This window comes from Nocardiopsis baichengensis YIM 90130 (assembly GCF_000341205.1).
Lineage (GTDB): Bacteria > Actinomycetota > Actinomycetes > Streptosporangiales > Streptosporangiaceae > Nocardiopsis_A > Nocardiopsis_A halophila.
On sequence record NZ_ANAS01000038.1, the window covers coordinates 26,270 to 39,112 of the forward strand.

Genomic DNA, 12,843 nt, shown 5'->3' on the forward strand with positions numbered 1-12,843 from the left:
GGCAGGGTGCCGAGGAGAGCGGAGGCTCCTACAGGTTCTCGACGTTGAGCAGCAGGTTGGGCGTGCCCCAGGGGGAGCCGGAGATCTTGTCCTCTCCGGCGTTGTCCTCCAGCCACCCCTGGACGGTGCCCTGGTCGGCCTGGCCGTGGGCGTCCTTGTACAGGGCCGCCGCGCCGGCCACGTGCGGGCTGGCCATCGAGGTGCCGCTGTAGGTGTCGTAGCCGCCGCCGGGCACGGAGGACTCCACGTCCACGCCGGGCGCGTAGATGTCCACCGCGCTGCCGTAGTTGGAGAAGTAGGCGTGTCCGTCGCCGCTGTTCGAGGCCGCCACGGTGGTGACGCCGGACGCGCGGGCGGGGGAGACGTTGTTGGCGTTCTGCCCCTCGTTGCCCGCCGCCACGGCGACGAACACGCCGGAGTCGGCCAGGTTGTTCACGGCGTCGTCGACGGCCTGGGAGGCGGGCCCGCCCAGGGACATGTTGGCGACCGAGCCCTCGGGGGCGTTCTCGGCCACCCACTCGATGCCGGCGATGACGTCGGCGTAGGAGCCGCTGCCGTCGTCGCCGAGCACCTTGACGCCGAACACGTCGGCCTCGGGGGCGACGCCGACGCTGTCGCCGGCGACGGTGCCGGCCACGTGGGTGCCGTGGCCCTGGCGGTCGATGCCGTCGCCGCCGGTGGCGTCGTAGCCGACCTCGGCCCGCCCCTCGAACTCGGGGTGGTCGGGGTCGATGCCGGTGTCGATGACGTAGGCCGAGACGCCGGCGCCGGTGGCGCCGGTGCCGTAGGAGCCGTCGAGCGGCAGGTCCGCCTGGTCGATCCGGTCGAGGCCCCAGGGGACGAAAGCCTCGGCCTGACCGGCCTGCTCGATGTAGGCGACGTCGGGGTCGGAGCGGACCTCCGCCAGCTCGGTGCCGGTCAGCTCGGCGGAGTAGCCGTCGAACACCTCGGAGAAGGTGTGCTCCACGTCGGTGGAGGCGATGCCGAACCGGTCGCTGTTCTGCTGGGTGGCCTGGGAGCCGTCCTTGAGGACGACGATCCACTCGCCGGCGACGGCGTCGGAGCTGGAGTAGAGGGGGGCGAGCTCGTCGGCGGCGGCCGCGGAGCCGCCGAGAAGCGCCGCGGGGACCGCGAGCAGGCTCGCCGTGGCGACGCCGACCGCGGTGCGCTTCATGGACACGTGCTTCACGTACTCCTCCTTGTGGGAGCTTTCGGTGCGTCTCGGGTTTCGAGGCGCGGCCGGGACATTAGTCGTGAATGCATCGCAGGCAACAGGGTCTTCACGTTCGGTTACATCGTTCGGAAAACGGGGTGAACGGTATACGCCGTGTGCACCCTGCGGTGCGATCGGGTGTCAAGGTGTCCAAGTGGCAGGATGCGGCCACCTCGTCGGGTAAACCGTGAAGCGAATGTCGCGTCGAGTGATCACCGTGGTGCCCCTGGGAATGACGGGGCGCCGCCCCCGCGGACGGGGACGGCGCCGGGACGAGGGCCGGAACGGTTACAGGTCCTCGACGTTGAGCAGCAGGTTCGGGGTCCACCAGGGAACGCCGGTGAGCGTTCCGGAGCTCCCGTCGGCCAGCAGCCGGTCCTGCACCGCCTGCGGGGAGGAGCCGGGCGCGTCCTGGAGCACGAGCGCGCCGGCGCCGGCCACGTGCGGGCTGGCCATCGAGGTGCCGCTGTAGGTGTCGTAGCCGCCGCCGGGCACGGAGGACTCCACGTCCACGCCGGGGGCGTAGATCTCCACCGCGTCGCCCCAGTTGGTGAAGGAGGCCGAGGCGTCGTTGCGGTCGGAGGCGGCCACGGTGGTGACCTTCTCGGCGCGCGCGGGCGAGTACCACTCGGCGAGCCACCCGTCGTTGCCGGCGGCGACGGCGGTGAAGACCCCGGAGTCCACCAGGTTGTTCACGGCGTCGTCGACGGCCTGGGAGCCGGGGCCGCCCAGGGACATGTTGGCGACCGACCCCGCGGGGGCGTTGGCGGCCACCCAGTCGATCCCGGCGATCACGTCGTCATAGGAGCCGCTGCCGTCGTCGCCCAGGACCTTGACGCCGAACACGTCGGCGCCGGGCGCCACGCCGACGCTGTCGCCGGCGACGGTGCCGGCCACGTGGGTGCCGTGGCCCTGGCGGTCGATGCCGTCGCCGCCGGTGGCGTCGAAGGCGACCTCGGCGCGTCCCCCGAACTCGGGGTGGTCGGGGTCGATGCCGGTGTCGATGACGTAGGCCGAGACGCCGGCGCCGGTGGCGTCGGTGCCGTAGGAGCCGTCCAGGGGCAGGTCGGCCTGGTCGATCCGGTCCAGGCCCCACGGCACGTCGGTGGTGGAGGCCGTGCCCACCTGCTCGACGTAGGCCACGCGGGAGTCGGCGCGGATCTCGGAGAGCTCGGAGTCGCTGAGTTCGGCGGAGTAGCCGTCGAGCACCTCGGTGAAGACGTGCTCGACGTCCTCGGCGCCGGTGGCGGCCGCCGTCGAGGCGCCGGCCTGGACGCCGTCCTCGAAGACGACGATCCACTCGCCGCCGGCGGCCGTCTCGCTGGTGTGCATCGGGGCGAGCTCTTCGGCGTGCGCGGCCGGGCCGCCCGCCAGGGCGACGGGGACGGCGAGGGCGCCGGCGGCGGCCAGGCCGAGCGGGGTCCTCAGGGGGTTCCTGCGGTGGGGGGATGGAGCCACGTTCTCCTCCTCGTGGGAGCAGTGGGGGACAGGTGGCCTGCGGCGCCTCCGGGTCCGGCGGCGCTGCCGGGACGATAGGCACGCGCTGGGAAGACGCGACAGGGCCGCCTATGCGGCGATGGGAGCGCGCACATGGTCCGGGGCGGCCCTCCGCCAGCGGGGCCGCGGACTGTCAAGCCGCCGGGGGTGGCAGGATCCGGCCAGCGCACGGGCGGGGCGGAGGGGAACCGTGCCGGGGGAAGGGGCGTCGGAGGGGGCATGGACGCAAACGGGGACGCACACGACGGCGCCGCCCTCCCCCAGGGGGAGGGCGGCGCCGGAGGTGTCGGGGTGCGCGTCTCTCAGGCGGCGGTGAGGCGGTGCGCGTGGTGCCGGCCGCGCTCGAAGGGGCGGCGGGGCGACGTCGGCGACGAGGAGGGGTAGAGCATCGCCGCGGCCCCGGCGGGGTCGCTGGCGGGGTGGGTGACCGTGTCACCGAGGTAGTCGTTCCAGATGAACTTGCCGTCGCGGCACCAGACGTTGATCCCGCGCATCACCGAGATGACCGCCATCTCGCTGGTCCCGGCCCGGTACATCGGGCGGACGGCCGAGGACACCAGCTCGTCCCAGAGGGCCTTGACGGCCGACTCGGCGCAGAAGGCGTGGCGCGGTCTGTGCTTGACCCGCTTGGCCAGCGCCGCTTTGGCCTTGTTGGCCCGGGGGTTGTTCAACCGCCAGTGACTCAACGACGTCTCCCGGTTTCTCGGCTGCCGCGGTGGAGGTGCCGCTCCTTTTCGATGCGGCCACGGTGCGCGGCCCTGGAGACCGCGGGCCTTGACCCGTGATCTCCGCAAAGGTCAGCGAGGAACGACGCGTTCGTTACCTCGCAGTTATTCTTTGCGATCCGGATAGTAGCAGCATCGCACCCCTAGGGGTCGAGGCCCTGAAATGTGGTCCACGTCACATCACCGCGATCGGGGAATGCGGTCCGATCGCGGTGTCCATGCAGGTGGAGATGGCTGTATCGAACAGGTGTGCGTGTGTGGCAGGTGGGATCGGAGCCCCTGAGGGGGGCTCTGGGAAGCGCGCTGGGAGCGGTGGTATCGCCGGTCGTGCGGGGAGTGTGACTCTTGGTGGTGTGATGGGGGTCTCTCGACCGTTTCGAGGGGGACGTTTGACGCCGTCCCGTTCACCCTCCCGCTACCGCGCGGCCATCCGGGCGAGCGAGGCCAGCCAGGCGGTTCCCAGAGCCGCCACGGCCACCATCCCGGCGATGTCGAGGCCCAGGATCAGCGAGGCCTGGTAGGGCAGGATCTCCGGGACGCGCCCCAGCTCCAGCGCCTGCACCTGCCAGGGCCGCCCGGTGAGCACCAGCGCCACCAGTGCCGACAGCCCGTGCACCGAGTCCCACAGGCCGTGCAGCAGGGACACCCCCAGGTAGGTCAGCAGCACCCGCACGGTGATGCGCCAGTGGCCGCCGGAGGCGGCGAAGAGCACCCCGCCCAGCACCGCCGTCCACAGCCCGTGGCCCACCGGGGTGAGCAGCCCGCGCACGATCTCGGTCTGCACCAGCGCGGCCAGGTCCAGGCCCCGCTCGGTGAGCATCGCGTTCATCGCGTAGCCGGCGCTCTCGAAGGCGGCGAAGCCGAAGCCGACCGCGGCGCCCAGCACCATGCCGTCGCGCATCGTGGCCCGCGCCGTGTGCCGGGCCACGAAGACCAGGGCCGCGGCCTTGACCCCCTCCTCGATCAGCCCCACGCCGAGGTAGACGAAGGGCGACTGGCGCAGCAGGTAGGACTCCAGCAGCGAGGCCCCCAGGACGCCGAGCACCCCGCCGACGAGGAACGCGCGGAAGAGCAGCTCGGCGGTGGCGTTCTCGCCCTGGCGGTGCTCGTAGGCCCAGGTGACGAAGGTGACCGGGACGAGGAAGCTGCCCAGCAGGATGACCGTGGGCACCAGGGTGGCGTTGGCCGTCACCAGGGTGACGGCGACCGTGGCCGCCCACAGGGCCAGGCCGGTCAGCAGCACGGCGGGCCAGGTGCGGCGCGGCCGGGACCGGGTGCCGGTGCCTGCGGGCGTGTGCATGGGCTCCCCCTGCCTCCGGAGGTCGGGACGGCGCCATCGTCCCAGCGCGGCCGCGGACCGATGCCCGAAATGCGCGTGTTCTGTGTGACTTTTACCGGATCCCTTCCCGGTCTTTTCCGGGCCGCCCCGGGCCTAGCATAGATACAACATGGATACGACCTCACCCGGCCCGTCGGCCACCGACCGGGCCTACACCTATGCCAAGGACGCCATCCTGACCCACCGCTACGCCGGCGGGGACCTGGTCAGCGAGGGCGACATCGCCGCCGGGGTGGGCGTCTCCCGGACCCCCGTCCGGGAGGCCCTGCTGCGCCTGCAGGCCGAGGGGCTGGTGCGCCTCTACCCCAAGCGCGGCGCGCTCATCGTGCCGGTCTCCCGGGAGGAGGTCGACGACGTGGTGGAGACGCGCCGGCTGGTCGAGGCGCACACCGCCGGGCGCGCGGCCGAGTCCGGCGCCGAGGCCCGCGCGGAGCTGGCCGGGCGCCTGGAAGGGCTGCTGTCGGCGATGCGCGCCGAGGTGGACGCCGGGGAGCGGGGGGACAAGCGGGCGTTCATGTCCGCCGACCGCCGGTTCCACCGGGAGATCATCGCCGCCAGCGGCAACGGCATCCTGGTGGGCCTGTACGACTCGCTGCGCGACCGGCAGCTGCGGATGATGGAGGAGGGCACCCGGACCGCGGCACGGATGCGGCGCAGCGTCGAGGAGCACCAGGCGATCCTGGAGGCCGTCCGGGACGGCGACCCCGGGGCGGCCCGCGCGGCCGTCAGCGTCCATCTGGGGACCGCCGCGCGGCTGCTGGGGGCGCGCCGATGAGCCTGGAGCCGCTGGACCGCGAACCGGGCCCACGGACATCCGATGACCGGCCCGATCCGACCGCACCCGCCGCACCCGCCGCACCCGCCGAGCCCGTCGGCGGCGCCCGCGCCTGGCTGGTGTGGGCCGTGGGCGTCGGCGTCTACTTCCTGGCCATGTTCCACCGCAACGGGCTGGGCGTGGCCGCCCTGCAGGCCCAGGAGCGGTTCGACGTGGGCCCCGCGCTGCTGTCCCTGCTGCCCATGCTGCAGCTGCTGGTGTACGTGGTGCTGCAGGTGCCGGCCGGGATCATGGCCGACCGGGTGGGACCGCGCCGCTCGCTGCTGGCCGGGCTGGCCGCGATGGCCGCCGGGGTGGTGCTGTTCGCGGTGGCGCCGACCGTCGCCGCGGCGGTGGCCGGGCGGGTGCTCATCGGCGTCGGCGACGCGGTCACCTTCCTCAACGTCATCCGGCTGGGCGCGCTGTGGTTCCCGCGCCGCCGCTACGCCCTGGTGAGCGCGCTGACCGGGGTGGCCGGCGGGCTGGGCCAGGTCGCCAGCGTGGCGCCGCTGTCCGTCGCGCTGCACGCCCTGGGCTGGACCGGGGCCTTCCTGGCCACGGGCGGCCTGACCTGCGCCATGCTGCTGCTCGTGGCACTGGTGGTGCGCGACCGCCCGGCCGGGGCCCCGGCCCCGGCGCAGCACGCCCCGCTCTCCGTGCTCGCCGCGGTGCGCGAGGCGCTGCGGGCGCCCGGCCCGCGGGTGGGCATGGCCCACCACGCGGCGGTGATGGCGCCCTACACGATGCTCGGGGTGCTGTGGGGCTACCCCTTCCTGGTGGAGGGGGTCGGGCTGAGCCCGTCGGCGGCGAGCACGCTGCTGACCGTCCTGGGCGTGGGCGTGCTGTGGCTGTCGCCGGTGCTGGGCGCGGTGGTCGGCCGCCGCCCGGGGGTGCGGCGCCCGTTCGCGCTGTGCCTGGCACCGCTGCTGGGCCTGGGGTGGCTGGCCCTGGTGGCCTGGCCGGGGGGTCCGCCGGTGCCGCTGGTGGTGGCCGTGGTGGCGCTGAGCGCGGCGGGCGCGGTGATGGCCCCGGCGCTGTCCTTCGACTTCGCGCGCGACGGGCTCTCGCCCGAGCGCACCGGGGTCGCCTCGGGGCTGGTCAACATGAGCGGCTTCACCACCACGGTGCTGGCCACCGTGCTGGCGGGGGCGGTGCTGCAGGCCGGGTACGGCTTCCAGGCCGCGTTCGTCCCGGTCACCGCGACCACGCTGGGCGCCTCGGCGGTGCTGGCGGTGCTGCTGCTCAGACCGCGTCGGGATCGCTGCCGTAGCGGGACCGGTCGCGTCGGGTCAGCATCAGGATGATCGAGATGACGACCACCGCGATCCCGGCGCCCATGAGGATGTAGCCGATCGCGTCCAAGTCCAGTCCGGGCAGGTCGGCGGTGATGCCGAACGTGAGTACGGCACCGATGATCATGAGGAAGATGCCCAGGCCGATGCCCATGTCCACCCCGTCCTTTCCGCGTCCGCTCCAGGCCCCTACCCCCGGGAGCACAGGGCCAATCGGGGCGTGCGCAACGGGCGGGGCGCCCAAGCGCCCCGCCCGCGGGGTGTCCGGACCGCGCCGCAGGTGGACGCGGTGGGTGCGGCCTAGAAGGCCGATTCCGGAACGTCCATGAGGTCGAGCCCGGTGTTCTGGGCGATCGTCCGCTCGGCGGCGATCTTGGGCAGGACCTGGGTGGCGAAGAAGCGCGCGGCGGCGATCTTGCCGGTGTAGAAGTCGGTGTCGGCGGCGTCGGCGCCGTCCAGGCGCTCCAGGGCCACCTCGGCCTGGCGCAGCAGCAGCCAGCCCAGCACCACGTCGCCCACCGCCATGAGCAGGCGGGTGGCGTTCAGGCCGACCTTGTACAGCTCGCGCTGCTCCTCCGCGGAGCGCATCGCGTCGCCGACCATGACCTCGACGATCTTCTCCACGTCGGCGGCGGCCTCGGCCAGGAGCGCGCGCTCCTCCTTGAGCCGGCCGTTGCCCGCCTCGCTCTCCGCGAATCCCTTGATCTCACCGATCAGGCGCCCGAAGGCCTGGCCGTTGTTCTTGACGATCTTGCGGAAGAAGAAGTCCTGGGCCTGGATCGCGGTGGTGCCCTCGTAGAGGGTGTCGATCTTGGCGTCGCGGATGTACTGCTCGATCGGGTACTCCTGCAGGTACCCGGAGCCGCCCAGGGTCTGCAGGGACTCGGCCAGCAGCGCGTAGGACCGCTCGGAGCCCACGCCCTTGACGATGGGCAGGAGCAGGTCGTTGAGGGCGATGACGTCCTCGTGCTCCTCGCCGGCGTGCTCGGCCATCTGCACCGCGTCCTGCTGGGTGGCGGTGTAGATCACCAGCGCGCGCAGCGCCTCGGCGTAGGCCTTCTGCGTCATCAGGCTGCGGCGCACGTCGGGGTGGTGGGTGATGGTGACCCGCGGGGCGGTCTTGTCCGACATCCGGGTCAGGTCGGCGCCCTGCTTGCGCTCCTTGGCGTACTCCAGGGCGTTCAGGTAGCCGGTGGACAGCGTGGCGATGGCCTTGGTGCCGACCATCATCCGGGCGTACTCGATGATGAGGAACATCTGCCGGATGCCGTCGTGCTTGTCGCCCACCAGGTAGCCCACGGCCGGGTGCTTGGCGCCGAAGGTCAGTTCGCAGGTGGTGGAGGCCTTCAGGCCCATCTTGTGCTCGACGTTGGTGACGTAGGCGCCGTTGCGCTCGCCGGGCTCCCCGGTCTCCAGGTCGACCAGGTACTTGGGCACCAGGAACAGCGACAGGCCCTTCGTCCCGGCCTTGGCGCCCTCGGGGCGCGCCAGCACCAGGTGGAAGATGTTCTCCGTCATGTCCTGCTCGGCGGAGGTGATGAAGCGCTTGACGCCCTCGATGTGCCAGGTGCCGTCGCCCTGGTCGACGGCCTTGGTACGGCCGGCGCCGACGTCGGAGCCGGCGTCGGGCTCGGTGAGCACCATGGTGGCGCCCCAGCCGCGCTCGATGGCCAGCTCGGCGAAGCGCTTCTGGTCGGCGTTGCCCTCCTGGTGGAGGATGCTCGCGAAGCCCGGGCCCGCCGAGTACATGTGGATGGAGGGGTTGGCGCCCAGGATCAGCTCGGCCGCGGCCCAGACCAGGGAGCGCGGCGCCCCCAGGCCGCCGAGCTCCTGGGGCAGGTCCAGGTTGTACCAGCCCGCGTCCATGTAGGCCTGGTACGACTTCTTCAGGCTCTCGGGGACGGCGACCTCGCCGGTGGCGGGGTCGAAGACCGGCGGGTTGCGGTCGGCGTCCTCGAAGGACTCGGCAACGACCCCCGTGGCCAGCCGGTTCACCTCGTCGAGGATGGTGCGGGCCGTGTCCTCGTCCAGCTCCGGGAACGGTCCGCCGCCCAGCACGTCCTGGCGCTTGAAGACCTCGAAGAGGTTGAACTGGAGGTCACGGAGGTTGCTCTTGTAGTGCGTCATTGGCGCGCTCCGCTGCTGTCTCGTGCCCGCGGTGACCGCAGACGGAGTGTCTGCGCACGCAAGCTACTACCGGTGGGTAACAAGTCAATGTTACTACCCGGTAGTAGCTCTTTGCCAAGACGCTCGCGGGTCAGACGTTCATGGAGGCCGGGCGGGCCATCGCGATCCCGTCGGCGTCCATCTCGCTCTTGATCCGCGCCCGCAGCGCGCGGCCCACGGCCCACTGCTCGTTGGGGCGGGTGCGGACGGTGACGCGCAGGGTCATCGCCCCGTTGGCGATGTCGTTCACCCCGACCACCGTCGGGTCCTCCAGCAGGGCGCCGGCGACCTCGGGGTCGGCGGAGAAGCCCGCGGCCGCCCGGCGGGCCGCCGCCTCGGCCGCGGCGGGGGAGGCCTCCGCCGACACCGGCAGGTCCACCACCGCGTTGGCCCAGCCCTGGCTCATGTTGCAGACCCGCAGGATCTCGCCGTTGCGCACGTACCACAGGCCGCCGTTGATGTCGCGGACCTTGGTGATGCGCAGGCCGACCTCCTCGATGGTGCCCACGGCCTCGCCCACGTCCACGGTGTCGCCGACCCCGTACTGGTCCTCCAGCATCATCGCCATGCCGGAGACGAAGTCCTTGACCAGCCCCTGGGCGCCGAAGCCGATCGCCAGGCCGAGCACGCCCGCGCTGGCCAGCAGCGGGCCCAGGTTGATCCCCAGCTCGCCCAGGACCATGAACAGGGCGACGCCGAACACGGTGAAGGAGGCGATGCTGCGCAGCACCGACCCGATCGTCTCGGCCCGCGCGCGCTGGCGCTCGGCCGCGGCCCCGCCGCGCAGCCGCTCCTGGGAGTCGGCGATGCGCCGGGTCATCGCGGAGATCAGCCGCCCGAGCAGCACCCGGGCGACCGCGGCGAGCACGATGATCAGGACGACGTTCAGCGCTCCGGAGAGCAGGGCGCCGGAATGGTCGGCGAACCAGGAGGTGATCGCGGCGGCCGTCGGCATGGTTCTTCTCCCAGCGGTGGGCGGTGGGCGGTGGTCGGTCGGTGGTCGTCCGCGAGGCGCACCCGGCGCCTCGCGGTGCGCCATCGTCCCATAACGCCCATAGGCCACCGGATCTATTCGCAGATCACGACAGGGGACCTACGCCACAGGCGCCTCAGTCGACCTCCTTCCAGTCGCTCTCCACCACGATCTCGTCCTTTTCGCCGCCGTCCCCGGAGGAGGAGTCCCCGGTGTAGTCGAGGACGAGCTTGCCGACCAGGACCGCGACGGCGAGCAGGAAGACGATGAAGAAGAAGATCTTCCACCCGCTGTAGGGGCGCTCGCCGTGCACCTCGCCGGTCTGGCCGTTGACCAGCACCTGCCACGTCTTGCCGCGGAACATGTAGGAGCCGATCCACACCGGCAGCAGCATGTGCTTGTAGGTGACCTTCGCGTACTTGGTGTCGATCGACTCCACGCGCTGCTCGTCGCCGCCGATGTCCTTGACGACGTCCTTGCGGATCGCCTTGGCCATCTCCTTCTTGGCCTTCTTGAGCCCCGCCTCGGGCTCGACGTCGTAGCGGACGGTCTCGTGGCCCGCCAGGTACTCCGGCGCGTACGGCACGGCCTTCTTCAGCGGCCAGGGCTCCAGCTCCACCAGGAACTCTTCGGGCACCTTGGTGGTGGCGTGCACGAGGATGTCGTCGAAGTTGCGCTTGACCCGGCCCTCGGCCGCGTGCCAGCGGGTCTTGCGCACCTCGCGGGTCTCGACCTCGCGCTCGCCGTTGCGCAGGATCGTGCGCTCCTCGGTGACCCAGTAGTGCTCGCCGCGCTTGCCCGTGTAGTCGGAGCGGGTGCGCGCGTCGTAGGTCCAGTGCGGCAGGTAGGTGCTCTTCATCGACTCCGAGTCGGCCACCTTCTTCAGCCGCCTCGGGGCGAACCAGCGGGTGCGCACCCACTTCTGGAAGGACTCGCGCGCCTGGCCCTGGCCGAGGGCGAACAGCAGCACCGCCTCCGGCGGGATCTGCGGGTCGTTCGTCGTCTCCACGACGAGCGGGTGTGCGCAGAACTGGCAGGTGAAGGACAGGCCCTCGCCCTGGACGCGGGCGCCGCACCCGTGGCAGACCAGCTCCTGTTCGGTGAACTTCGCCCGGCGCTTCTTCTCGGCCTTGAGGTCCTTGTAGGCGTGCTCGACGATCTCCCGGTCGGGCGCCTCGATCTTCTGCTTGTGCCCGCAGTAGGGGCACTGGAGCCCCTTGGTGCCGGGCTTGTAGTGGAGCGCGGCACCGCAGCCCCCGCAGGGCAGGGCCTCCTCGAGCGCATCGGGCTCGGGTTCGGGCTCCTCTTCCGGCTCCGGCTCCGGCTCGGGGGCGGGCTCGGGCACGGGGACCGGCATGGGCGGCGGTGCCGCCTGCGGCGGCATGGGAGGAGGCATGGGGGGAGGCATCGGCGGCGGCGCCTGGGGAGGCGGGCCGGGGGCGGCGTGCCTGCCGCGGCTCGGCGGGGGGTGGTAGGGATCGCCCGGAAGGGGCGGGGGTGTGGACATGCGGGACGTGCTCCTACGCGGTTCGGGGGATGGCGGTGCGGGTCAGGCCTGCGGCGGCAGCGGCGGCGGCGCCGCGCCGAAGAGACCGGCCAGCTGCGGGACCTGGCCCGCGGCGGTCCACTGCGCCATCCCCTCGCTCCACACCAGCGTCTCCCGGGTGAGCGCGCCCTGGGCGGCCATGCCCTGGAGCTGCTCGGGCCCGAAGGGGCCCTGCTGCTGCCCGCCGGCGCCGACGAACCACTGCTGCGCGCCGGGCAGCGGCGGCGGAACGGCCGCGCCGCCCGGCGCCTGCTGCGGCGCCGCCTGCTGCGGTGCGGGCTGGGGCGCGGGCTGCTGCGGTGCCGGCTGCTGCATGCTCTGCGCCATCTGCTGCGCCGCGGCCATCCCCATGCCCATGGACATCGCGTCGGAGACGCCGCCCCCGTGCTGCGAGGAGTCCTCCAGCGCGTTGGCGGCCTGGAAGCGCTGGTACTCGCCCATGTCGCCGAGGATCCCCATCTGGGTGCGCTTGTCGAGCGCCTCCTCCACCTCTTCGGGCAGCGAGACGTTCTCGATGATGAAGCGCGGGATCTCCAGGCCCATGTCGGCCAGGTCGACGCTGAGCGCGGCGGCGACCTTGTCGCCGATGTCCTCCTGACCGGCCGCCAGGTCCAGGACCGGCGTGCGGGCCGAGGCCTTGGCCAGCGCGGGGCCGAACCGGCCCACGATCATCTGGCGCAGGTGGTCCTCGATCTCCTCGGTGCGGAAGTTGGGGTCGGTGCCGACCAGCTCGGTCAGGAACCGCGCCGGGTCGACCACCCGCGCGGAGAACCCGCCGAAGGCGCGCAGCCGGACCGGGCCGAACTCGGGGTCGCGCACCATGACGGGGTTCTTGGTGCCCCACTTCATGTCGGTGAACTGCCGGGTGTTGACGAAGTACACCTCGGCCTTGAAGGGGGAGTCGAAGCCGTACTTCCACCCCTTGAGGGTGGACAGGATCGGCATGTTCTGCGTCTCGAGGGTGTAGGTCCCCGGGGGGTAGACGTCGGCGAGGCGGCCCTCGTTGATGAACACGGCGTTCTGCGACTCGCGCACGACGAGCTGGGCGCCCATCTTGATCTCGTTGTCGTGCCGCGGGAAGCGCCAGACCATGGTGTCCCGGCTGTCATCGGTCCACTCGATGATGTCGATGAGCTCGCCGCGGATGGAGTCGAACAGGCCCACGGGGGATCCTCTCTCGTCGGGTCCCCCGCGCCGCAGCGGGCGCAGGGGACGCATGCACCTCTCCTTCGGACGGACGGGCGCCCCGGACGGTTCACCCCCTGTGGGCCTCGCGGT

General features: G+C 72.2%; 11 protein-coding genes. 2 read left to right on the forward strand and 9 right to left on the reverse strand.

Annotation, left to right across the window (positions count from 1 at the left end):
• Positions 1-28: 28 nt before the first annotated feature.
• The 4 genes from C892_RS0125415 to C892_RS0125430 form a co-directional block, all read right to left on the reverse strand.
• A complete protein-coding gene (locus C892_RS0125415; protein WP_017559512.1) occupies positions 29-1,189 on the reverse strand; it encodes a S8 family peptidase in 1,161 nt (386 codons plus the stop codon).
• Between the two features lie 312 nt (positions 1,190-1,501).
• The gene (locus C892_RS0125420) at positions 1,502-2,671 is read right to left on the reverse strand and encodes a S8 family peptidase (protein ID WP_017559513.1); all 1,170 of its coding nucleotides are present in this window, start codon (positions 2,669-2,671) and stop codon (positions 1,502-1,504) included.
• Between the two features lie 341 nt (positions 2,672-3,012).
• Positions 3,013-3,396 carry a hypothetical protein gene (locus C892_RS0125425; RefSeq protein ID WP_026124638.1) on the reverse strand — a complete coding sequence of 128 codons (384 nt, stop codon included), beginning with the start codon at positions 3,394-3,396 and terminating at the stop codon, positions 3,013-3,015.
• A 454-nt stretch (positions 3,397-3,850) separates the two neighbouring features.
• Positions 3,851-4,735 carry a PrsW family intramembrane metalloprotease gene (locus tag C892_RS0125430; RefSeq protein WP_017559514.1) on the reverse strand — a complete coding sequence of 295 codons (885 nt, stop codon included), beginning with the start codon at positions 4,733-4,735 and terminating at the stop codon, positions 3,851-3,853.
• Positions 4,736-4,883: 148 nt separating this feature from the next.
• On the opposite strand from C892_RS0125430, the gene C892_RS0125435 reads away from it, so the two are divergent.
• Together C892_RS0125435 and C892_RS29585 are read left to right on the forward strand one after the other, a co-directional pair.
• Positions 4,884-5,549, forward strand: coding sequence for a GntR family transcriptional regulator (locus C892_RS0125435; protein WP_017559515.1), 666 nt, complete (start codon positions 4,884-4,886; stop codon positions 5,547-5,549).
• Positions 5,546-6,892, forward strand: coding sequence for an MFS transporter (locus C892_RS29585; RefSeq protein ID WP_017559516.1), 1,347 nt, complete (start codon positions 5,546-5,548; stop codon positions 6,890-6,892). The genes C892_RS0125435 and C892_RS29585 overlap by 4 nt, the downstream gene beginning before the upstream one ends.
• Here the strand turns inward: C892_RS29585 and C892_RS0125445 are convergent.
• From C892_RS0125445 to C892_RS0125465, 5 genes are all read right to left on the reverse strand, one after another.
• On the reverse strand, positions 6,831-7,085 hold the full coding sequence (locus C892_RS0125445; protein WP_239647530.1) for a DUF6458 family protein: 255 nt from the start codon (positions 7,083-7,085) through the stop codon (positions 6,831-6,833). The genes C892_RS29585 and C892_RS0125445 overlap by 62 nt on opposite strands.
• A 95-nt stretch (positions 7,086-7,180) precedes the next feature.
• On the reverse strand, positions 7,181-9,007 hold the full coding sequence (locus C892_RS0125450) for an acyl-CoA dehydrogenase (protein ID WP_017559518.1): 1,827 nt from the start codon (positions 9,005-9,007) through the stop codon (positions 7,181-7,183).
• A 130-nt stretch (positions 9,008-9,137) separates the two neighbouring features.
• On the reverse strand, positions 9,138-10,001 hold the full coding sequence (locus tag C892_RS0125455; protein ID WP_017538270.1) for a mechanosensitive ion channel family protein: 864 nt from the start codon (positions 9,999-10,001) through the stop codon (positions 9,138-9,140).
• 154 nt (positions 10,002-10,155) lie between these two features.
• Positions 10,156-11,403: a TFIIB-type zinc ribbon-containing protein gene (locus C892_RS0125460; protein ID WP_017559519.1), complete on the reverse strand. Its 1,248-nt coding sequence runs from the start codon at positions 11,401-11,403 to the stop codon at positions 10,156-10,158.
• 165 nt (positions 11,404-11,568) lie between these two features.
• Positions 11,569-12,783 (reverse strand): SPFH domain-containing protein, encoded by a 1,215-nt coding sequence (locus tag C892_RS0125465; protein WP_017559520.1) that lies wholly within the window; start codon positions 12,781-12,783, stop codon positions 11,569-11,571.
• Positions 12,784-12,843 lie beyond the last annotated feature (60 nt).

Coding starts and splice junctions, on each gene's coding strand:
- C892_RS0125430 (WP_017559514.1), bottom strand. CDS start 4,735: ATGCACACGCCCGCAGGCACCGGCACCCGGTCCCGGCCGCGCCGCACC.
- C892_RS0125435 (WP_017559515.1), top strand. CDS start 4,884: ATGGATACGACCTCACCCGGCCCGTCGGCCACCGACCGGGCCTACACC.
- C892_RS29585 (WP_017559516.1), top strand. CDS start 5,546: ATGAGCCTGGAGCCGCTGGACCGCGAACCGGGCCCACGGACATCCGAT.
- C892_RS0125450 (WP_017559518.1), bottom strand. CDS start 9,007: ATGACGCACTACAAGAGCAACCTCCGTGACCTCCAGTTCAACCTCTTC.
- C892_RS0125455 (WP_017538270.1), bottom strand. CDS start 10,001: ATGCCGACGGCCGCCGCGATCACCTCCTGGTTCGCCGACCATTCCGGC.
- C892_RS0125460 (WP_017559519.1), bottom strand. CDS start 11,403: ATGCCGCCGCAGGCGGCACCGCCGCCCATGCCGGTCCCCGTGCCCGAG.
- C892_RS0125465 (WP_017559520.1), bottom strand. CDS start 12,783: ATGCGTCCCCTGCGCCCGCTGCGGCGCGGGGGACCCGACGAGAGAGGA.